Source organism: Pseudobacteroides sp. (genome assembly GCF_036567765.1).
In the GTDB taxonomy this organism is placed as follows: domain Bacteria; phylum Bacillota; class Clostridia; order Acetivibrionales; family DSM-2933; genus Pseudobacteroides.
The window spans coordinates 36,518-58,847 of the sequence record NZ_DATCTU010000016.1 but is presented as its reverse complement, the minus strand read 5'-3'; the positions used below and the strand labels follow the sequence as shown (position 1 = coordinate 58,847).

At 35.4% G+C, this 22,330-nt stretch carries 23 protein-coding genes and 1 pseudogene; 22 read left to right on the top strand and 2 right to left on the bottom strand.

The window, feature by feature from the left end; genetic code table 11:
• The first annotated feature begins 160 nt into the window (after window positions 1-160).
• From VIO64_RS03580 to VIO64_RS03550, 7 genes are all read left to right on the top strand, one after another.
• Entirely contained in the window at window positions 161-1,753 is a 1,593-nt protein-coding gene (locus VIO64_RS03580) for a carbohydrate binding domain-containing protein (RefSeq protein ID WP_331915229.1), read from the top strand.
• Between the two features lie 230 nt (window positions 1,754-1,983).
• Window positions 1,984-2,304 (top strand): hypothetical protein, encoded by a 321-nt coding sequence (locus VIO64_RS03575; RefSeq protein WP_331915227.1) that lies wholly within the window; start codon window positions 1,984-1,986, stop codon window positions 2,302-2,304.
• Window positions 2,305-2,309: 5 nt separating this feature from the next.
• On the top strand, window positions 2,310-2,561 hold the full coding sequence (locus VIO64_RS03570; RefSeq protein ID WP_331915225.1) for a zinc ribbon domain-containing protein: 252 nt from the start codon (window positions 2,310-2,312) through the stop codon (window positions 2,559-2,561).
• Between the two features lie 13 nt (window positions 2,562-2,574).
• Window positions 2,575-3,978, top strand: coding sequence for a two-component system sensor histidine kinase NtrB (locus tag VIO64_RS03565; RefSeq protein ID WP_331915223.1), 1,404 nt, complete (start codon window positions 2,575-2,577; stop codon window positions 3,976-3,978).
• Window positions 3,978-5,324 (top strand): sigma-54 dependent transcriptional regulator, encoded by a 1,347-nt coding sequence (locus VIO64_RS03560; RefSeq protein WP_331915221.1) that lies wholly within the window; start codon window positions 3,978-3,980, stop codon window positions 5,322-5,324. Before VIO64_RS03565 ends, VIO64_RS03560 begins: the two co-directional genes overlap by 1 nt.
• A 181-nt stretch (window positions 5,325-5,505) precedes the next feature.
• Window positions 5,506-5,730, top strand: a complete 225-nt coding sequence (locus tag VIO64_RS03555; RefSeq protein WP_331915219.1) for a hypothetical protein — start codon at window positions 5,506-5,508, stop codon at window positions 5,728-5,730.
• Between the two features lie 2 nt (window positions 5,731-5,732).
• Window positions 5,733-5,894, top strand: a complete 162-nt coding sequence (locus VIO64_RS03550) for a hypothetical protein (RefSeq protein WP_331915217.1) — start codon at window positions 5,733-5,735, stop codon at window positions 5,892-5,894.
• A gap of 107 nt (window positions 5,895-6,001) precedes the next feature.
• On the opposite strand, the gene VIO64_RS03545 is transcribed toward VIO64_RS03550, so the two are convergent.
• Window positions 6,002-7,456, bottom strand: a complete 1,455-nt coding sequence (locus VIO64_RS03545; RefSeq protein WP_331915215.1) for a dockerin type I domain-containing protein — start codon at window positions 7,454-7,456, stop codon at window positions 6,002-6,004.
• 436 nt (window positions 7,457-7,892) lie between these two features.
• Between VIO64_RS03545 and VIO64_RS03540 the strand changes: the two genes are divergently transcribed.
• The 14 genes and pseudogenes from VIO64_RS03540 (at window position 7,893) to VIO64_RS03475 (ending at window position 20,468) form a co-directional block, all read left to right on the top strand.
• Window positions 7,893-8,186, top strand: a complete 294-nt coding sequence (locus VIO64_RS03540) for a hypothetical protein (RefSeq protein ID WP_331915213.1) — start codon at window positions 7,893-7,895, stop codon at window positions 8,184-8,186.
• 15 nt (window positions 8,187-8,201) lie between these two features.
• The gene (locus tag VIO64_RS03535; protein ID WP_331915211.1) at window positions 8,202-8,531 is read left to right on the top strand and encodes a hypothetical protein; all 330 of its coding nucleotides are present in this window, start codon (window positions 8,202-8,204) and stop codon (window positions 8,529-8,531) included.
• A gap of 147 nt (window positions 8,532-8,678) precedes the next feature.
• Complete coding sequence (locus VIO64_RS03530) at window positions 8,679-9,017, top strand: hypothetical protein (protein ID WP_331915209.1); 339 nt, start codon at window positions 8,679-8,681, stop codon at window positions 9,015-9,017.
• Window positions 9,018-9,112: 95 nt separating this feature from the next.
• Window positions 9,113-9,649 (top strand): DUF2318 domain-containing protein, encoded by a 537-nt coding sequence (locus VIO64_RS03525; protein WP_331915207.1) that lies wholly within the window; start codon window positions 9,113-9,115, stop codon window positions 9,647-9,649.
• A gap of 168 nt (window positions 9,650-9,817) precedes the next feature.
• Entirely contained in the window at window positions 9,818-11,746 is a 1,929-nt protein-coding gene (locus VIO64_RS03520; protein WP_331915205.1) for a sulfite exporter TauE/SafE family protein, read from the top strand.
• 77 nt (window positions 11,747-11,823) lie between these two features.
• Window positions 11,824-14,232 (top strand): annotated as a pseudogene (locus tag VIO64_RS03515) (heavy metal translocating P-type ATPase); the annotation flags it as partial.
• A 931-nt stretch (window positions 14,233-15,163) separates the two neighbouring features.
• Window positions 15,164-15,376 (top strand): copper chaperone CopZ, encoded by a 213-nt coding sequence (gene copZ / locus VIO64_RS03510; RefSeq protein ID WP_331915203.1) that lies wholly within the window; start codon window positions 15,164-15,166, stop codon window positions 15,374-15,376.
• A 545-nt stretch (window positions 15,377-15,921) separates the two neighbouring features.
• Window positions 15,922-17,097 (top strand): hypothetical protein, encoded by a 1,176-nt coding sequence (locus VIO64_RS03505; protein ID WP_331915201.1) that lies wholly within the window; start codon window positions 15,922-15,924, stop codon window positions 17,095-17,097.
• 14 nt (window positions 17,098-17,111) lie between these two features.
• The gene (locus VIO64_RS03500) at window positions 17,112-17,843 is read left to right on the top strand and encodes a zinc ribbon domain-containing protein (protein ID WP_331915199.1); all 732 of its coding nucleotides are present in this window, start codon (window positions 17,112-17,114) and stop codon (window positions 17,841-17,843) included.
• Window positions 17,840-18,319: a cytochrome b/b6 domain-containing protein gene (locus tag VIO64_RS03495; protein WP_331915197.1), complete on the top strand. Its 480-nt coding sequence runs from the start codon at window positions 17,840-17,842 to the stop codon at window positions 18,317-18,319. The genes VIO64_RS03500 and VIO64_RS03495 overlap by 4 nt, the downstream gene beginning before the upstream one ends.
• Window positions 18,320-18,335: 16 nt before the next feature.
• Window positions 18,336-18,644 carry a hypothetical protein gene (locus tag VIO64_RS03490; protein WP_331915195.1) on the top strand — a complete coding sequence of 103 codons (309 nt, stop codon included), beginning with the start codon at window positions 18,336-18,338 and terminating at the stop codon, window positions 18,642-18,644.
• On the top strand, window positions 18,637-18,996 hold the full coding sequence (locus tag VIO64_RS03485) for a hypothetical protein (RefSeq protein ID WP_331915193.1): 360 nt from the start codon (window positions 18,637-18,639) through the stop codon (window positions 18,994-18,996). The genes VIO64_RS03490 and VIO64_RS03485 overlap by 8 nt, the downstream gene beginning before the upstream one ends.
• Window positions 18,997-19,007: 11 nt before the next feature.
• Window positions 19,008-19,703 carry a hypothetical protein gene (locus tag VIO64_RS03480; protein ID WP_331915191.1) on the top strand — a complete coding sequence of 232 codons (696 nt, stop codon included), beginning with the start codon at window positions 19,008-19,010 and terminating at the stop codon, window positions 19,701-19,703.
• A gap of 150 nt (window positions 19,704-19,853) precedes the next feature.
• On the top strand, window positions 19,854-20,468 hold the full coding sequence (locus VIO64_RS03475) for a class I SAM-dependent methyltransferase (protein ID WP_331915189.1): 615 nt from the start codon (window positions 19,854-19,856) through the stop codon (window positions 20,466-20,468).
• Window positions 20,469-20,478: 10 nt separating this feature from the next.
• Here VIO64_RS03475 and VIO64_RS23015 read toward each other — a convergent pair whose 3' ends face one another.
• Complete coding sequence (locus VIO64_RS23015) at window positions 20,479-20,805, bottom strand: nitrous oxide-stimulated promoter family protein (protein ID WP_414705229.1); 327 nt, start codon at window positions 20,803-20,805, stop codon at window positions 20,479-20,481.
• A gap of 222 nt (window positions 20,806-21,027) precedes the next feature.
• Between VIO64_RS23015 and VIO64_RS03470 the strand changes: the two genes are divergently transcribed.
• Window positions 21,028-22,287 carry a S1C family serine protease gene (locus VIO64_RS03470; RefSeq protein WP_331915187.1) on the top strand — a complete coding sequence of 420 codons (1,260 nt, stop codon included), beginning with the start codon at window positions 21,028-21,030 and terminating at the stop codon, window positions 22,285-22,287.
• The last annotated feature ends 43 nt before the right edge of the window (window positions 22,288-22,330 follow it).

The window sequence follows — 22,330 nt, the reverse complement described above, 5'->3', positions numbered from 1 at the left end:
AATACCACATTAGTATAATTGTGGAAATTATAGCTGGAAATTTTAATAAAATTTTAACTGATTTGTGGGGGTGAAAAAGAAAATTTAACTCTCAAAAGTCAGATAAATAAAGCCCTCGGAGTTTCCGAGAGCATACTTAATTTAATTTGGAGGTATGTTTATGGCGAAGAAAATTAAGAGTTTATTTTTAGCAGCTGCTTTTTTGACAACTTTAGTTCCTAACTATGCCATAGCGGCTTCGTCAGACACCGTCCTTGATACAAATTTTAACAACAATAAGTTGAGTGGATGGTACCTGGATGTGTCTGGCAATTCTAAAGGCAGTGTAAAGGCGAAAAACAGAGAGATAATGGTAAATGTAGAAAACAAGGGTGTTAACAAATGGGATTTGGCATTAAGACATTCTATAACACCATTGGAGATAGGTGGAACTTATAAAGTAGAGTTTGAGGTATATTCTGACAAGCAGGAAAGCATTTATGCGAAAATAGGTGACTATGCTGAACCATACAGAGAATATTGGAATAACAATTGGAAGCCTATTGAAATAAACACAAGCAGGAAGTACGTATCCCAGACCTTTACTGTTACCAGTTCATCTGATTCGGAAGAATTGACATTTCATCTTGGCGGCGAATTAGATGGAAAGGTACCATGCAAAATCTATTTTGATGATATAAAGATTATAAAGTTATCTCCTAAAAATGATGTGCTAAAGTATGATTTTAATGATAATAAAATGGGGGATTGGAATCTGGATTTATTGGGAAATGCTACAGGATATACCCACATGAAAAACGGACAGTTGAAAGTTCAAGTTCTTACAAAAGGAACTAACAGATGGGACATAGCTTTAAGGCACCCGATAGCACCCCTGGAAATAGGTGCAAAATACAAGGTTGATTTTAAACTAAGTGCAAAGAAAAATACAAGTGTTTATGCAAAAATAGGAGATGCTTCAGGGCCATATAGAGAATACTGGAATAACAACTGGAACCCTATTAAGTTGGATGCCAACATACCGGTAGAAATTTCTCAAGTTTTTACTTTTTCCGGCGGTTCAGATTTGGAAGAGATGGCATTCCATATGGGGGGAGATCTATCACTTACTACACCTTGTGAAATAAGTTTTGATGATATATCTATTACAAAAATTTCAAATACTATTCCTACACCTACCAACACACCTACACCAACTAGCACACCGACTAGCACACCAACTAGCACACCCACGCCAGCCGACAAACCAACAGATCCTTCAAATATAATACAATATAACTTCGATGACGGCTCAAAGGGAAGCTGGGTTTTAGACTCATTTAACGGTGCATCAGCAAGCTATGGAGTAGAGAATGGTGAAATGAAAGTTCATGTTGATGCAAGCGGCATACAGCCATGGGATGTTGCACTTTATCATAAAATTCCGTCACTGAAAGCAGGTGCAACATACAAGGTTCAATTTGCTATAAAAGCAATAAATGATGCAAAGGTATATCCAAAGATTGGGGATGTTGGACAGCCATATAGAGAAGTATGGCATCCCAGTGGTTGGAATGCTATAACTTTACCTGCGAACAAAGTAATAGTTGTATCGGAATTGTTTGTTCCGACAGCCACATGTCCTGATGAGCTTATAGCTTTCCATTTTGGCGGAAGCAATGCCGGATCGATGCCAAATGATTTTATACTGGATGATATTTCAATCACAGAATTGGTACCTGCAACAACGCCATCTACATTTGCTTTGGAGTAAGATTTTAATAACGGTGATATAGGGGAGTAGACTTTACCCATTATTTAAGATGATTCCTGAAAAGACAGGATCATCTTTTTTTATGTAATAATATATTCTTAATCTCCATAAAATCTTCATATTTTAAAACTAAAATAGAATTAAGCTGAAATAATTCTATTTTTGTTGGCACGAATCTTGCTTATTAATATAGGTAAAAGGAATTGTCGAGGTGAATAGGGATGAACAATATGAAAAAAATTATTTATATTTCACTAACCGGTTTAGGGCTCATATTTGTGTATAACTATATTATTGCCCCTTTATTTATTCAGAGTAATATTAGAATGGGGATGGGAATGCACTCTAGAATCTATAAAAGTACAAGCTATATTGTTGATGAGCGGTTTCTCCTGGTTATTACTATAGGTATAATAGGGACTTTACTTTATATTTTCTTAAGGTCCCAGGTAAGGACTAATAAGTGCAATAAATGCGGAAATATAATTGAAAGTGACAGCTGGAAAGTTTGCCCTATTTGTGGTAATCCTCTAAAAGGTGAGAAGGGATGATATTTATGACATTGTTTTTATTAATTATTGTGGCGATAGCTATCTATTACCTCTTTTTATATAAAGATATTAATGGAAAGAAATTCTTTACAAACAATGAGAAGAGATGTTCGAATTGTAAAAACATAGTTGAAGAAAGCTTTAATGTGTGCCCTATTTGTAAGGAAACATTAAAAAAGAAATGTGAAAATTGCGGAGAAAGAGTAAGTCCAGCGTGGAAGTATTGCCCGTACTGTGAAAATTTAAATAATAAATAAAGATTGAGGTAAAATGAAAAACAAATTAAGAATTAAAGTGTTACTTGTTGTCCTGGTAATAGCTGTCAGTCTCCTGCATTATTTTGGAGGAGATAGGGATTTGCCTATTCATAACTTTTATAGGCTTTTTTATTATATACCTATTATTCTTGCAGCCTTCAATTTTGGCTTCAGGGGTGGTATTACTGTTTCACTGGCTGTAAGCCTAATCTATTCTCCCTATATACTCCTATCACTAAGTACTTTTGATGTCCAAGCTATTAATGAGTTTTTGGATATCATTTTATTTTTTACAGTTGGCGTTATAACAGGGATATTGGTGGAAAAGAAGAATTTGAACCTTGATAAGCTCCATGAGGAGCTCAAAAGATACAAAATGCTCGAAAACTATACAAATAGCATTATTGAGAGCATCAAGAGCGGTGTTATTGCAGTGAATAATGATAATCTCATAACCATGGCGAACCAAGAGGCAAAAAATATACTTGGTGTAGGATATGAGTGTATAGGGCAAAGTTTGACAGATGTATTTGCCATTTATGAGAATGCTAAGGATAGTATTTATAAAGCATTTAAGGAAGATTTATCAAATGAAGAAATGGAACTAACAATTAATAAGAATGAAAAGGAGATTATAATAAAAGTCAGTATTTATCAACTGAACTTTGAAAGTGTAAAGAAAGGCTTTGTAATTATTATTGATGATATAACCGAGCTTAATAATATGCAAAAGGAGCTAATGCGTAACGAAAAACTTGCATCTCTAGGAGAACTTTCTACTGGAGTTGCTCATGAAATAAGAAATCCACTTGGAATAATTAAGGCAATTGAACAAACCATGAAAAATGAGTTGAAGGATAATCCGGAAGCTCTAAAGGAGCTTGATATCATAGATGAGGAAGTGGAGAGGGCTAATAGGGTTGTAAAGACTCTTATGGATTTTGGCAGACCGACAAGGGGAGAAAGGAATTTGTATCCTGTAGATTCCGTGGTTGAAGACGTTCTAATAATTACAAATAAATATATTATACAGCATGGAGTTAAGGTTGTGTTTAAAAAATCAGGTGATACACACTCTGTGATAGACAAAGAGCTTTTAAAACAAGCTTTTGTAAATATAATTTTTAATGCAGTACAAGCAATGCCAAAGGGTGGTACCCTTGGTATTTATGTAGATAATTTTAATGGGAATTTTATTAAAGTAGTTTTTGAGGATACAGGCATCGGTATTGGTAAGGAAAGTATTGATAAAATTTTTAATCCTTTTTATACAACAAAGCAAGATGGAACCGGACTTGGCCTTTCTATAGTTCATAGGATTTTGGAAGAGCATGGAGGGACAATAAAGACTTCCAGCACTGAAGGGAAGGGTACGGTGTTTGAGGTTATGCTTCCAAAAAAGGAGGACTCTAATTAATGAAGAAAATTCTTATAGCAGATGATGAAAAAAACATGAGATGGATATTAGGTAAAGCCTTAAAGGATGAGGGGTTCAGTATTGTTGAAGCAGCGGATGGGCAGGAAGCTGTAGAACTTTTTATTGATACAGAGCCTGATATGTTAGTACTTGATTATCGTATGCCGGATATGGATGGAATGGAAGTTCTAAAGAGGATTAAGACCATAAACCAAAATGTCCCTGTTATCATGATTACTGCTCATGGGAGTACCGATGCTGCAGTAGAAGCTATGAAGCTTGGAGCAATCGATTATATTTCAAAGCCCTTTGATATGGAAGAACTTAAAATTACTATAAAAAAGGTACTAAACATTGAGGAGCTTAACAATACCATAGACTACTTAAAAACACGAGTTATAGAGGCATATGATAGTAGAATTATTGGAAGCAGTAAAAAAATGCAGGAAGTATTCCAATTAATTGATAAGGTAGCAGACACTCCGGCAACAATTCTTATCACTGGTGAGAGCGGTACAGGTAAAGAGTTAGTAGCTAATGCAATTCACAATAAAAGCACAAGAAAGGATAAACCATATATAAAAGTAAACTGCGGTGCAATACCTGAAGCACTCCTTGAAAGTGAACTTTTCGGTTATGAGAAAGGAGCTTTTACAGGAGCACAAAACCGGAAGGTAGGAAGGTTTGACAGGGCACAGGGGGGAACGTTATTTTTGGATGAGATTGGTGACCTGCCTTTACACCTTCAGGTTAAAATATTAAGAGTCCTTCAGGAACGGGAGTTTGAAAGGGTAGGAGGGACAGAGGTAATAAAGGCTAATGTTCGAATTATTTCGGCAACAAACAGGGATCTGGAAAAGATGGTACAGGAAGGTGCTTTTAGGGAAGACCTTTTATATAGATTGAAAATAATACCTATTCAAATCCCGGCATTGAGGGACCGAAAAGAGGATATTCCCCAGCTTGTTGATTATTTCATTAACAAGTTTGCAAGGGAAATGAGCAAGGAAACTATAATAATGGATGAGGATGCCTTGGATATACTAACACACTATGATTTTCCGGGTAACATAAGGGAACTGGAAAATATTATTGAACGTTTGGTCATTCTTACTATAGATAGGAAAATTACTGTATCGATTTTACCAAAGGAAATAGTGAAGGGAGCCTTTTCCAAGAGAGATAACTTTAGACTTCCATCTGAGGGTATCTCTCTTGAAGAAGTAGAGGAAAGCTTTGTAAGGCAAGCACTGGAACTGGCAAAAGGAAATCAAACACAGGCAGCAAGGCTCCTTGGAATATCAAGACATGCACTTATATATAGGATGGAAAAATTTAAAATATGAAATGGGGAAATATATCACAATTATAATCAAATATTTAAACTTTAAGAGTTTCATTAAACTTGTATACTTTTAGTAATAATTTTATAATATAGTAATATCTCCTCTTATTTATAAGAATATTGAGTAATGGAAGGTTGAAAAATGCATGCTAAGTCTATTTAAAAAAAGAAGATTATTTTAAATGAATATACTGATTATTGTTCAAGTATCAATGTATACAAAATTAATTAATTCTTATGAATATAATATAGAAAATAGAATTGATGGCTTGCTCAATAAAATTCAAAATCTAACAATGCAATTGAACATAAAACATTCAAAAGAAATAATATGCAATATTGTCAATCAAGGACTCAGGAATAAATCAGATGCTATTATAGCTAAGATTATCGAAGGAAGTGGATGATAATGAAAGCAGTTATAATTGTTATTCTAGTTTTGTTTATAATAGGCCTTCTTTTATTTATAAAAGATTTAGAAATCACAGGGAAGATTGTTGCGAATGCTGTTGTGATAGTTGTTGTGATGGATGTAATTGTGGCGGATGAGACTGTAGTATTAAAAAAATAGCCATCAACTTTCGGTTGATGGCACTTAATTATGAAAAGGTACACTATTTGTTGTTATTTATAGGGAAAAGATATAGCGAAATTAAGGAAGGACTAAAATATTACTAATTAGGGTGTTATGGATGTTACCACAAACCTTGGCTTTAAAATCTCGACTTTTATAGTATTATTATCCCAGTCTTTGCAAGTAAATTCTGTGAACTGGAAAATGTCACTTCCAGTAGCACTATTTACAAATGGAATAACAGACTGTATTGATATCAATCTTCCTGATTCCTCACCTGCTCCGGAATTTTTATAATCTGCAAGTTTTGTATATGATTTATTAACTGATAGAATTTTCTGACCTGTATCATTATTTGTTTCGATGACAGGATCATATTGGAGATTAGCCAATAAATTGTCGCTAGGAGATCCTGTTAATTCTTTTCCAATTATTTGTGCCGTATATCTATAATTTAACTTGAAGCTGTAGCTAGCAATATTTTTAAGGTAGTATCCGTTAATATCAAAGATAGGAGTTCTATTATATGAAAGATAGATTGTCTCGCTAGGGCTTTTAAGTTCGATATAGGGTATCTTGGGGTAAACTGCATAGTCATTTTCCGATTTATTGAAGTTTTTAGCAGCCAATACTATGTCATTCATGTTTACAACATTATCTCTATTGAAATCTGCTGCACCAATGAAGCCTTCGCTTCCCATGCTGAGATTAAAGGTTTTTGCTATTTGAACTACATCTGACATATTAACTGCCTTATCATTATTGATATCTCCACATAGCATTATTGTATATGCACCATTCTGGCTTGCATTTACTGTGCCGGTTATATAGCCGAGATCTATGCTTCTTTCGATATAGCCGGGCCTGCTTATTTTGATATTATAGAAAACTTTGTTACTGGAGGAAGTACTGAAGGAGAAATATCCTTCAGAATCTGTTGTTGCAGTAGCTGCACCGCCATTAATGGATACTTTGAAACCGCTGCGGTCTATTTCACTGCTTGCTTTAAATTCAGGTGCAACATATCCATATATCCTACGTTTGAATAACCCGGCAGTTGGTGGTGGAACGCTTGAAAAGGTCACAACATCGCTATAAATGGTTTGGGAATTTTGGCTGTTGAGATCTATTATTGCAGCTCTAAAAGAATATTTGGCATTATACTCCACATTAAACAATTCATAACTGTCAACTGAAGAAAAATTATCTGTGTTATAAGTTCTGTATATATTGGTTTTAGTTATTTTATCTGGAGCATCACTTGTCCAGTATTCATAGAAAACAGCAAACTTCTTTCCCTTAAAGGCATCTGGAATTTTACAGTTTAATATGGCGGATTGGTAAGTATTGTCTGACACAAAGGCACACCCGCTAAGCAGTGCGCTTGTTGGCGTTGGTGTAGGTATTGTGTCTGTAAGTGAAGGTATTGATGTAACAGGAACAATGTCATTGTTTGCTGCTAAATCAGACGCGGCATTGCTGACTGAAAATGCTGTAAATAGCCACGTGAGTGCGGTGGCCGCCAACAATGTGAGAATGAGTTTTTTTGTATTTCTCATAAATAAGCCTCCTCAATATAATTTTATTCTTTGTTAATCGTATTTAACATTATATATGTAAATCATACAATACTATCTGAAAAATGTCAAACCGAATTTACAAAGATAACTAAATTAATTTATTGTATGACTGATATCCTTTTAATGGACGAATCCACAGGTAACTTGGATTCAATTTCGGAGAAGGAGGTTATGGACATCATTCATGATCTGCATCATGGGGAAAAACAATTGTCCATGCTGATGTCTTTAACAAGGTGTGTAATTTATTACATAGAGGTGTTCAATATTGAACACGTTCTATTGTAGATGGGGCAGTTTCATAAATTTGTCTATACCAAATACCCATGAATTCTATTACTTATAGTGTTGGCATAGTTCTTGCTTTTTAAAATTGACAAGAAGGAAAAATAAGCTGGCATGAGGAGGTGATATAATGTATATGGGATCTGGAGTAGGTTTTGGGTCAATGGGAATAGTTTCTTCCTTATTATTACTTTTAATTAAGGTTTTGTTTGTGCTATTTATTGTTGGTTTAGTCATAGGAATTGTTGTGGCTGTAAAGAGATATGTATTTACTGAAGATGATATACGGAAAATAAAGGGAGCATTTTCAGGGAAAAAGGCAGTTATTGTTAATAAGACATGTGTAGTTTGCAGCAAGGAATTAAATGATGAGTGGAAGGTTTGTCCATTCTGCGGAAATGCAAATGAAACATTAAATGCGTAAAAGGAGGTCGTTGATATGACTAATAATGGAGTTTTAAGCAATGCTTGGTTCAAGTTGGCGGTAGTTTCACTTGTGGGTATCATATTGATTTTTGCAGTATTATGGGGAATAAATACATTTAATAACTACTACGGATATGGAAGCATGAATATAGGAAACGGATATCATAATGGAATGCAAATGCAAGGTGGAATGAATATGGGCGGCATGAACATGCAGGGTGGAATGAATATGAACAGCGGAATGCAAGGCGGTATGGGAATGCATGGAATGCATGGAATGATGGGTGGTATGAACATGGGCACAAACATGCAAGGCGGCATGAGCATGATGGGCGGCATGTGAATGTATTAAAGACTAATTAATAAAGGGGCTGTTGCAAAGATTTTCAATCACTATTGCAACAGCCCCTTTTCTACATAAAATCTTCATAAATTTATGTTTTAATAACTAATAAAAAGTAAATGAAAAATTTAAGCGGGAGGTGAATTGATGAGAAAAACAATAAATATTATAATTTTATCTATACTGATTCTTATAATTGCTTCAGGTTCTTATTTTATTTATGGACATTTAACAGGTAGACATTCTGATAATGACATAGTGCACAAGCTTGTGGAAAAAATAACAGGTAAAAAGAGCTCTTGTGAGGAAAATGTAAAAATGCTTCAAGCTGCAGCAGATAAATATAAAGAAGTTAATGGGAAGTATCCTTTGCAAATTGAAATGTTAGTCGATAAATATGTTAAGGAAATACCCAAGTGCCCAGGTGGTAATGGTTATTCTATTGATGCAGAAGGAATAGTTTATGAAGATCCTGAAAAAAGGTAAATAAAAATTAGTTGGGTACATTTCTTATATCTCCATAAAATCTTCACAAACTCCTGATAAAATGAACTTAATATTTTAAAAAGGTGGTAGAAAAAATGAAAAATAATAAAAAAGCAGATAAATCTAAAAAGGGGATTGCAATTTTTGCGGGTATTGCTGCAGTGCTTTTAGTAGTAGCAGTAGTTATTGTCTTTATTGGAAAAGATAAAGGAGAAAATGTAAGCCAAAATGGAAACCAAACCGAAACCGTTTCCAGCAGTGTTACAGACCTGGTAATTCCAAAGTCTGAAGTAACTGAAACAGCTAAGTTTTATCCTCTCAAAGCAGGAAGTACCAATATGGAAATTTTAGCTGTTAAGGCATCGGACGGATCAGTTAGAACTGCATTTAATACATGCCAGGTATGTAATGGGTCGCCAAAGGCTTACTATAAGCAGCAAGGCGATGTTCTAGTTTGTCAAAATTGCGGAAACAGATTCAAGATGGACATGGTTGAGCAGCAAAGGGGTGGATGTAACCCTGTTCCTATTATGAAAGATGAAAAAACAGAAGATGGAGTAAATATAACTATACCAAAGGAATTAATTGAAAAGAATAAAGAGCTGTTTACTTCAAATTGGAAAACTCAATAAGTATAACTAGTATAACTTAATGAAAAGGTGGGATACCCCACCTTATTCAATTTCACACTACAACAACTAAGGAAATAAAATCACTCTGAGATTTTGTTTCCTACATAAAATCTTCATATTTTTCTGTTAGTATTATAAAAGTAAACTTTAAGTGCGGGGAGGTATACTATGAGTCTAAATAATAAACAAAAAACTCTTCATATAGAAGGTATGACTTGTACCAGCTGTGAAATGAGAATTGAGAATGTATTAATGAAACTTGAGGGAATGATAGAAGCAAAAGCAATTTACAGCAGTTCAAGTGTTTATGTTACTTATGACAGCAGTAGACTTGGTATTGGTAGAATAATTGAGACTATAGAGAAGCTTGATTATAAGGTAAAGAGTGAAGCTTCATCAATATCTGAAACAGATGAGCGAAATAAAGAATATAAAACTAAAGTTGAAGAAAATAGAATGAGACCAGGGCAGGTTATAGGTATTGGTGTTATAATATTGGCTTTATATTTGATTATTAATAACACAATAGGTTTTAATTTTATACCTGAAGTCAACCAGTCTATGGGATATGGCATACTATTTGTTGTAGGTCTTTTGACTTCACTTCATTGTATAGCGATGTGCGGAGGGATCAATTTATCGGTATGTGTACAGTATAAGTTGGGTAGCAATGAAAAAGATATGGATAGAGAAGGGAACGGCCGAGGCAGGAGATTGGGGGAACTTACCAGGCTAACACCCAGTGCATTATACAACTTAGGAAGGGTTATATCTTATACTATTATTGGTGGTATAGTGGGAGCTTTGGGCTCAGTGGTAAGTTTTTCGGGAACGGTAAAGGGTATAATTGCCATTGTTTCAGGTATATTTATGGTGATTATGGGCCTTAATATGTTAAACATTTTTCCATGGCTTAGAAAGATAAATCCCAGGATGCCTAAAATATTTGGAAAAAAGATTCACGGCAATACTGGCAAAAAAGGGCCTATAGTGATAGGACTGTTAAATGGATTAATGCCTTGCGGACCTCTGCAGGCTATGCAGTTATACGCATTGGGAACCGGAAGCATGCTGGCAGGTGCATTATCAATGTTTCTGTTTAGTATAGGTACTGTTCCTCTTATGTTTGGCTTTGGTGCAATAAGTTCACTATTAAGCGGCAAGTTTACTCATAAAATGCTTAAGGTAAGTGCTGTACTGGTTATGATACTCGGAGTGATTATGCTCAATAGGGGTTTTAACCTTTCAGGTTATAATATCGGGCTTGCGTTGGGAAGTTCTGGTGGGAGTAGAAACATTGCGAAAATAGATAATGGAGAACAGGTTGTAACGATAAACCTTGAGCCGGGAGGATATACACCTATAGTTGTGCAAAAAGATATACCTGTTAAGTGGATAATTAAAGCCGATAAAGAGAGCTTAAACGGTTGTAACAATGCCATAACCTCGCAGGAATTTGGAATAGAGAACGAGAAACTTATAGTAGGTGATAATATAATAGAGTTTACACCTAAAAGAGAAGGAACTTTTGTCTATACATGCTGGATGGGGATGATAAGCAGTAGTATTAAGGTTGTACCGGATATTACAAAAGTTCAAGATAAAGATATTAATGATGCCGCTGATCCTTCTGGTCAATCAGGCAGCATAGGTGGAGGTTGTTGCGGTGCAAGCTCTAAAGCGACTAAATTTATTGGTGGAAAAGTTCCTGTAGATGAAGTGTCAGTTGGTAGAATAAAGGACGGAATACAAGATGTTAGCTTTAGTGTCAACGATTATGGCTTTTCACCAGCAGTTATCGTTATGCAAAAAGGAGTAAAAACTAACTTTGTAATTAACGGGGAGCAGCTTAATTACTGCAACAATAGGCTTGTATTTCCGGAATACAACTCACAGATGACTTTGAAGAATGGAGAAAATAAGATTGAGTTTGTTCCTGAAGCAGATTTTACATTTAAGTGTTGGATGGGGATGCTAAATGGGTATGTAAAAGTAGTGGATGATGTTAATAAAATAAATCTAGATGAAATAAAAAATGAAATAAAGGGCTATAAGCCAGCGAGTGGGTCAAGCGGCGGAGGAGGTTGCTGCGGATAAGGTTTGATATATTATGGCTAATATTGATTAATTCTACAATTATATTAATTTTACAACAATATTAAGGATGTGATTATGTGATAAGAAAGGAATCGTTTAGAGTATCGGGGATGACTTGTGCAGCTTGTGCAGCAAGGATTGAGAAAATAATAAATAAATTACCTGGTATTACAAAAGCAAATGTTAATTTTGCTGTTGAAAAAGCAACAGTTGAATTTGATGATATATCAGTTGATAGCGATAAAATAACTGAGGCAGTGAAGAAATTAGGCTATGGGATTGAAAAGGAAATAGAGCAGGCAAATAGCAGTGTTGAGCTTAAAATAAGCGGTATGTCCTGTGCGGCATGCTCGGCAAAAATAGAAAAGAAGCTTAATAAACTAGATGGTGTAATAAATGCTTCTGTGAACCTTGCTACTGAAAAGGCAAATGTCCAATATGATCCATCAAAAATAAAAGCATCGGATCTCATAAAGACAATAGAATTTCTTGGATATAAGGCTGAAAAGGCCCAGGAAGTGGCTGCTGACAAGGAAAAGGAGCAGCGAGAAAAAGAAATTAAGCGGCTAAGGTTCGAACTTATTGCATCTGCCATATTGAGTTCACCCCTTATATTAGCTATGGTAGTCATGCTTTTTCATATAGATATTGGATTTTTGCATAACGAGTATTTCCAGTTGATCATAGCTACACCAGTTCAGTTTATCATAGGTTTCAGGTTTTACAGGAATGCTTTTCATGCACTCAAAGCTAGAAGTGCAAACATGGATGTTTTGATTAGTTTGGGTACATCGGCAGCTTACTTTTTCAGTATATATAATGCCTTCTTTCAGCCGGCTAAGGAAGGTATGATGATGAAAGAATTATATTTTGAAGCGGCAGCAGTAATTATAACCCTCATACTTCTTGGAAAATACCTTGAGGCAGTTGCTAAGGGTAAAACATCTGATGCAATAAAGAAGCTTATGGGCCTTCAGGCTAAGACTGCAAGGGTTATAAGAAATGGTGTTGAAGAAGACGTAGCAATTGAAGAGGTTGTTGTTGGGGATATTGTTGTAGTAAGACCGGGAGAAAAGGTGCCCTGTGACGGAAAGGTGTTGGAAGGGAATTCATCCATTGATGAATCTATGCTAACCGGGGAGAGCCTGCCGGTAGAAAAGAAGGTTGGGGACACTGTAATCGGTGCTACCATAAATAAGTTCGGTACATTTAAATTTGAAGCTTCAAAGGTGGGTAAGGATACTGCTCTTTCCCAGATCATCAAAATGGTTGAGGATGCCCAAGGCTCTAAGGCCCCTATTCAGAAAATTGCTGATCAGGTATCGGGTATATTTGTTCCTGCAGTTGTAGGTATTGCTGTTTTAACATTCTTAATATGGTATCTCGTAATAGGAGATTTTACCTCTGCCATGGTAAGTGCAGTATCGGTGTTGGTTATAGCTTGCCCTTGTGCTTTAGGTCTTGCTACTCCCACAGCTATCATGGTAGGTACGGGTAAGGGAGCGGAAAACGGTATACTCATTAAAGGCGGAGAACACCTTGAAACAGCCTATAAGCTAAACAGTGTTGTTCTTGATAAGACCGGCACCATTACAAAAGGTGAGCCTGAAGTAACTGATATAGTAAATTTAGGTAGTATGAGTAAAGATGAAATACTTAAGCTGTCTGCAATATCAGAAAAATCTTCAGAACATCCTTTAGGTGTTGCAATATATGAAAAAGGAAAAAGTGAATATGGTAATTTACCTGACCCTGACAAATTTGAAGCAATACCGGGAAGAGGTATAAAGTCTGTTATCGGTAATAAGGAAATCTATATCGGAACAAGGAAGCTTATGGCTGAAATAGGGCTTAGTACTGCCGATATGGAAGCTGCCATTGCAAAGCTTGAGGATGAAGGAAAGACAGCAATGCTTATGTCAGTCAATAGCAGTATCGAAGCAATAATTGCTGTAGCAGATACAGTAAAGGAGCATTCAAAGGAAGCTATTGAAGAACTTCAAAAAATGGGAATAGTAGTTTATATGATAACCGGTGACAATAAGAGAACCGCTAATGCCATTGCAAAACAGGTAGGTATCAAAAATGTACTGGCTGAGGTTCTTCCGGAAAACAAAGCAGAAGAGGTAGAAAAGCTAAAAAGTCAGGGCAAGGTTGTTGGGATGGTCGGTGACGGTATCAATGATGCACCTGCGTTGGCTACAGCAGACATTGGAATGGCTATAGGTACAGGAACAGATGTTGCTATCGAAGCTGCAGATATAACACTTATGAGAGGGGATTTAAGATCAATACCTACTGCCATAAGGCTTTCGAAGAAAACAATGGGTAAAATAAAGCAAAACCTATTTTGGGCATTCATATATAATATAATTGGAATACCATTTGCTGCTCTAGGTCTTTTAAGTCCTGTTCTTGCAGGAGGGGCTATGGCGTTTAGTTCAGTATCGGTAGTAACCAATTCATTAAGCCTTAAAAGATTCAAAGCCTATAAGGGCAGCACAGAAAGTCCAAATAGTGAGCCAAAGAGTTCTAAAGGTGGCGGCATATTGGCTTTTATTATGATACTAATTATTGTTGCAGGCGGCCTATACCTTGGGTATCATTATATTTATAAAGGGCGTTCCACCGGAACTATGGTTGAGCATACAAAAACCAATGGTTCTAAGGATACGATACATGAAGCAAATAAGAGTGTAACTACAAATCAGGAAAAACAGACAGACAATGAGCCGGAAGATAAAGACCAACAGAGTCATAACCAAAATGCCAGTCCGGCGGCAACTGCGAGTGATGGAAATCAGGGAAGTCATAGTAATCAAACCAATAATGGGGCAGAATATATAGCACAGTCAAATTTTGCATTACAAAATAAGGATACATTGGCAAAAGCTACAAACAAACTCAATGAAGCATTAAAACTAATCACTATGGATCCTAATGCACCTGTTTCGGGAATGCAAGAAAGCATAACAGGTATGTCAAACATGGGTGCTACCTATGATCAGGATAAAATGACAAGGCTCCATGACAGCTTGTCCAAGGTAGCTTCAGGTATGGTTATTTTAGAACGAGTTAATGGAGAACTTGAAAAGCAATCAGCCCTGATATCAAATCAGGAAAATGTACAACAGTATTATTTAAACCAGTATAATATGACAGTATATAACAGAAACAAACTGCAGGATGCTATAAATAATATCAATGAGATTATAAACATGGTTAATATTAATCCATACATTTCATCTGGCGGTTTAGTGTATGACAAGGAAAGAATGAACCAAATTCATCAGGGCATGAAGGTGCTAGCAGAAGGTGTAGCTGAGCTCAATCGATTAAATGATGATTTTACACGCCAAACAACAAATCTTGTAAATACTATACAAGGTTATAAATAAACTATAGGAGGATTTAATTATGGCAAGTGAAGTGAAAACCTTAAATGTGGAAGGAATGTCTTGCAATCATTGTGAAAACAGTGTTAAGAAGGCTGTAGGAGCATTAAATGGTGTTGGAAACGTAACTGTTGATTTAAAATCAAAAAAGGTTACTATAGAATTCGACCCGTCTAAGGTTAATGTTGACATTATAAAGGATGCTATAGTAGATCAAGGATATGATGTTATATAGTAATATCTTTTAAAGCAAAGCCCCTACTTTAGATACCGGCTGTATACCCTTACGGCTTGGTTCTATGGTAGGGGCTTTGTTTTTAGGGAGTTAAAATTGTTAATGATATTACTTAATTTAATGAAATAATATTTTTGATAAGATCCTTCATTAATTGTTTTATATAGTCATGATTTATTTATAAATCTCCATAAAATCTTCATATTTACTTTGTATAATCCAGTTATAAGCTTAGTCATGAGCAAAAAATAACTTCCCCTATAAAATTTCGCTTATGTGTTGACTTAACTAGTCAATACCTGCTCAAAAGCGGAAGGAATTTTTCGTTCATGTCTTAATATGTTCCATAAATGAAAGGGGGCTTAGCTTGATGAATAAAAAAACAATAACAATATTGGTTGTGTTGGCTATTATTGTGATTATTGCTGCAGCAGCATTTGGTGTTCACCATATGATGACTGGGCAAATGTAGTCAAACATTGTTACAAAGTATTTATAATAAATAAAAGTTGTTATACGAAATTCAGTAAAGGGGTGAGTCACAAATGAAATTTTTAAAGGGTGTTTTAGTTGTTTTTCTAGTAACTATTATAGTAGGAGGGTTAGGGTTTATAGGGTATATGACTCTGTTTACTAATCATTCAGGTCATAATACTGCTACAGCAACAACAAATAATAATACAAGCCAGTCAAAAGATACAAAAAAAGATACAGCGGCCAACCATACAGGAATGACTCAAGATGCTGTTAAAAGTCAGCAATCTGGTAACCCGGTAGGGTTAAATCAAGCTAATATTATTTTACAAAATAAAGATAGTTTAAATAAATCATTAATGTCACTTAACGAAGCAATAAGACTTATGACAGTTGACCCATATGCATCTGACTCAAATTCTGAGGCAATGGGTAATATGCAGATGAAAAATAGTTCTCAACCCCATGCAACTCCATCGTCACAGGGTGATACAAAGGCAAATGTCCAAGCTAATAATTATACGAATACAGCTCCTACTCAAGGAGGAAACAATATCACTGTTAATATTTACCCTCAAGCCGAAGCAAATCAACCTACTCCTTTAACCACCTCTCAGCAAAATAATATGGTTATGCAGAATATGGGGACAGTCTACGATGCAAACAAGATGGAGCAGCTTCATAATGGTGTATACAAAATGTCATTAGGTATGGTGCTTTTAAATCAGCTTCAAAGTCAATTGGTAAACCAAGCTGAGAATGCAAGTACTAGTACCCAGGACTTGATTCAATACTATACAAATCAATATAACTTGACGGTGCAAAATAAAAATAAATTGACACAGGCTCAAAATTATATAAATGAGGCTGCAGGTCTTGTTAATATAAACCCCTATATATCATCTTCAGGACTCGTTTATGATAAGGAGAGAATGAATCAGATTCATCAAAGTGTTTATAAATTAGCTGAAGGGGTAGCTTCTTTGAACCTGCTTAGTGATGACTTAACAAGGCAGTCAATAGTATTGTCAAATACAGCACAGACCTATATGTTAAATATAACAACTACCGGCCAAGTGAATCATTCTGCTATGTCACAGGGTGTATTTGGAGGCTTGTTTAGTAATATTAACATACAGACCATTGTTAATACAATACTAATTATATTTATCGTAGGGTTAATTCTAAGCATCCTTGGATTTATTTTCAGTCAGTTAAAACCTACGAGGAAGAATGAATTACACTAAAGGAGTGCTAATATATGTGGGAAACTATAAAAAATGATCCTATTTTGAGGAATATAACAATTATTATACTAAGTGTTTTGGGGTTTGGCTTTGCATTCAACATAATGTTCGGTCCAAGGAGCAATGGAATGGGAGGATATTCTCTGGAGAATACACTTTCTTATATTTTGGCAATTGGTGTTAAGCTCTTTCTGATATCTTTAGTTATATTTGCATTTGTATTAATGTTCAGAATATTGACCAAAACTTCAAATCAGGGAGGTGCGGCTAAAATGTATAATTATATAAAAAATGATTCTATTTTAAAGACAATTGTTATAGTGGCTTTATCGATAGTGGGTGCTTGGCTGCTGATAACAGTAATAGGGTGGATGATGACCTACAGTATGAATAATGGGATTTTTAGGAGCAGTATGGTGGTTGGCACCGGATATGGCTTAGGTTTAACAGGTATATTGTCATTACTTCTAAAACTTCTTCTATTTATTTCTGTAATAGGAGTTATACTCGGAGTATTCATGTTTTTAAGGCATGGTTACTCAAAGCAAATAACTGAAAAGTTGGGAATCTTAACTTCAAGTGATAAGACATCTGTTATCTGCCCAAAATGTACTACTAAAGTATCAGAAGGATCCCAATTCTGCCCCCAATGCGGTGAAAAATTAAAAGTTCAATGTGCATCTTGCGATGAAGAACTTAAGGCAGAGTGGAAATGCTGTCCAAATTGCGGAACTGATAAGTCATGAATATGAAATTTGATTTTGTTATGCATTGGCTATGGGCAATTGTATGGGCACTGCTTGCAATAAGCGGATTCAGTATGGTTGGGGCAAAATACGGATGGCTATTAAATTTTGATTATGCTACAGCTGACTATATACACAGGATATCAGCAGCAATATTTGTGCTTTTAACTCTTATATCAATTTTTTATGAAGTGTTCAGAAATATCAGGAATGATACATCAAAGCTGGCATGGTTTATTTTCGGACGAGGCGGATATCAGCTATTTACCTTTATAACAACTCTAATTTTAATTATAAGCGGTGTGTTGATATGGATATGTAATGAGTTTGACATGGGAGCAGTGGGATTTGCACTTTTAGTCCATGAATATATTTCATATATAGCCCTTGCAAGTGTAATTTGGCACATATATAAAAAATGCCATGCACTGATATGGTCAAAGAAAAAAGCTGCTGAGGAAAAAGTAAGATTATAGGAAGGAGAAGAAAAAGATGATGCAAAAAAAGTGGCTTAAGATTTTTATATGGTTTATAACCAGTTTCTTCTTCTTCCTTGCTTCAGGAGTGGTTATTTCGATTTTTAGACCTGGTCCTACAGAAGCTGAAGTGATGAGGTTTATGATGGGTATGATGAGTGCTATGGATAACTCAATGATGGGAGTCGCAATGAATCTTGAAAACCATGGCCCACTAAAAAATATTCTTATTATGTCTTCTTCACTTATACTCCCGGTTATTGTACTTAGTATCATCATAGGCATCTTGGTTAGGAATCTTAAGAGGGGTGACAAAAATGTTTGATAAGAAGAGGATTAACTTTTGGAGGCTTTGCTTTGTATTTTCAGGTCTGACAATAATCACACTGGTTCTTCTTTGGAGTTCACCTAAGCTTCCAAAAGCACAAATGATGGATGGAAGTATGAGAAATATGATGAAACAGATGCATTTAAAAGATACGACAATTTATGATTTGTTTAGTTCTGAAAATGGTCAGAGTCAAACGAAGGAAAACATGAGGGAGATGCACTCTCATCATCAGGGCCAATCGCCTGTAATATATAAGCTTAATTATCTTTCAACGGCAATAATATTTATTTTACTTCCCTTCATTATAGGAGGGGCGATAATACTCTCAATTGTGTGGATTAAGTAGAGGTGGTGGAAATGAGTATTCTAGGTTCTGCAGGTCAGATTTATATGTACGTCCTTCTTATTCTTTTATTTTTAGGTTCAGGATTTGCTCTTTGGAGTTTTATAAATTCTATTTTGAACCGGAAAAAACAAAAAACTAAAGCTATGGATAGGAAGATAAACCAAGAAAGTAGGTCAAATAAAAACAATGTTATTGAAAAAGCGATTGGAGGATTTGTAATGAATAATAACGGATGGTTAAAATTAGCGGTATTTTCTTTTGTAGGTATCCTTGTAAGTGTAGTTGTTTTAGGATTTGTATCAACTACTGGTATTCAAGGAGCCAATATCCATCAACAGCATCAGCAGCAGGGTATGCAGCAAGGCCTGGGAATGGGTAATATGAACATGGGTAATATGAACATGGGTGGAATGGGCAGCGGCATGATGCAGGATAATAATATGGCAATTCAGCAGCAGTTGAACCAGATGCAGATGCAGTTAAATCAAATGCAGCAGCAAATGGGCATGATGAATGGCGGTATGGGCGGAATGAATAATATGGGCAGCATGGGTGGCTCTCAGATGCAGCAAGGCATGGGAAATATGGGAGGTATGGGTAACATGGGCATGATGGGTGGCATGATGAATATGGGAGGAATGAGCGGCTCAGGAAGTATGCCAATGAATAACGGAAGCGGCAGTATGAGCGGAATGGGTATGATGTAGTTCTTGTTATATAGTTTGAGTTGATTACTAAAGCGAATCTTAGGATTCGCTTTTTAATTGATTCAAATTTGGTAGTTAATTCGTGTTAGATTTTGGGTAACTTGTAGGAAAACATTAGTAATAAGATGAAAATTGATGAGGGGGAAGACTATGAGCAATACTTCGGATTCAACAAGAAAAAGGTATAATAGAATAGCTAGGTTTTTCAAAATAACCGAATCTTTGATGGAAAAGGGTAAAATGAGCCTTTGGAGGAAGGCTGTCTGGAACGAAGCAAATGGTAAAGTACTTGAGGTAGGAGTAGGTACTGGAAAGAATATACAATACTACCCTGAAAGTGTTGAAGTTTCCGCAATAGACTTCAGTGAGAAAATGCTTGAATTTGCACGAGAGAAGGCAAGCATATATGGTAAAAAGGTTGATTTACGTCTCATGGATGTCCAGGCTCTTGATTTTGCAGATGAAACATTTGATACAATTATCACTACTTGTGTTTTTTGTTCAGTACCAGATCCAATAAAAGGTTTGAAGGAGCTTAAGAGGGTTTGCAAAAAAGATGGGCAAATAATCATGCTGGAACATGTAAGGAGCAAAAAACCCCTAGTTGGAATTATTATGGATTTATTAAATCCTATTGTTGTCCGAATAGTAGGTGCAAATATAAACCGTAATACGATTGAGAATTTAAAGCAAAGCAATATCAATGTTAAAATTGAGAAGGACCTTATGCTGGATATTGTGAAGCATCTTAAGTGTTCAATATAACAAATAATGGTTAGAAGAAGTATTTAATTAAATAATCTAATCTCCCTTTTTTTATAAAATAGATTCCAGAGAACTTCATAACTTTTCTTATTTGATTGCGATATTCATCTTTAAAACATTTTATTGTACAATTCTTACAACTGATTTTCCCATTGTGGATGCAGTTAGAGCGTCTCTGTATTGAATATAATGCTAATTCAATGCATTCCTTACACATTAAAAACTCTTCTTTCGGTTCAAATTGATGCGATGAAAACAGGGACTTTGCCTTGTTTGAATGGTGATGCTTACAAAAAGTATCAATAAATTTAACCAAGATAAAAATATCATTTTTCATAGCTGTACCTCCTTTTGGAAAAATATCTAGTGCATGTTTTTATTTGGAATTTGAATAGCCTAAACCTTATTATAACATAGTAGTATTGTATTATAGCTCCAATACTTTCGAAATTTGTTAATAGTTCTTTAACAAATTATTCAAAACTCCTCCACAATATCTTCACATAGAATTCCTATAATTAAATTGTAACATAAAAGAAATGAAAAGGAAGGTGTTAATGTGGATAAGAATTATGGATGGAACATTGAGGAGAAAAACAACTTAGATGAAACTGAACAGTCGAATACAGATGGTTTATATGATAGTACTGGGAAAAAAATCAAAAACAAATTCAATCTTAAAAAATATATATCACTTGTTTTAGTGAGTTCTACAATAAGCAGTGCATTAGTGGGTTGGGGACTTTATTCTAAGTTTTCAGATGAATTGAGTAAACAAGCAGCTTTATATCAAAAATATCAAACGACAAATGTTATGACTGATAATGCCGGTAATATCAAATATGAAAAGGTAGCACTTACCAAAGGATCGCCGGTTACTGAGATAGCAAAGAAAGTCAATCCGTCGATCGTGGGAATTAGGATGGTAACAGGCAATTCTAAAAGAAGTTATTTTAATAATATAAGTCAGTCAAATGCTGAAGGGTCAGGTGTTATAATAAGCCAAGATGGATATATCATGACTAACTACCATGTAGTCCAATATGCAGACCCAAAAAACAGGTTAAGCAGAAGTACAACATTAGAAGTATTTCTTTCTGATGATAAGCAGGTAAAAGCTAAATATATAGGTGGAGATAGTAAAAATGACCTGGCAGTCATAAAAGTGGAATTGGATAATCTTCCAGCAGCTGAACTTGGGGACTCATCACAGCTTGAAGTTGGTGAACTTGCTGTAGCAATCGGTAACCCATTAGGAATGGAGTTTGCAGGGTCTGTTACTGTTGGAGTGGTTAGTGCCCTTGATAGAAAAGTTGAAGCAGAGGGTAAGACTTTAAATCTTATACAGACTGATGCAGCAAGTAATCCCGGCAATAGTGGAGGTGCTCTTGTAAATTCACAAGGTCAGGTTATTGGTATCAATACAATAAAAATTTCAACAGCAGGGGTTGAAGGTTTAGGGTTTGCTATACCAATTAACGATGCAAAGCCAATTGTGGATCAGCTTAGAATGTTTGGTTATATAAAGGGTAGACCGCAAATTGGTATAACAGGTGAGCAAGTTACAGAGCCTATAGCACAGCAGTATGGTATACCTGTAGGTATCTATATTATCGAAGTTGCTTCTGGAAGTGGTGCTGATAAAGCAGGTATTAGTGAAGGTGATATTCTTGTAAGCCTTGCAGATAAGGAAGTGAAAACAATGAAAGACTTGGATGATATTAAGAAATCGTATAAAGCAGGTGATACTGTAAACGCTGTAGTAGTAAGGGATGGGTCCAAAGTAGATTTGAAGCTGACATTTACTGAAGAAAAGTAAACAAATTTAATTATCAAAGGCTGGTGTTTGATTATACCGGTCT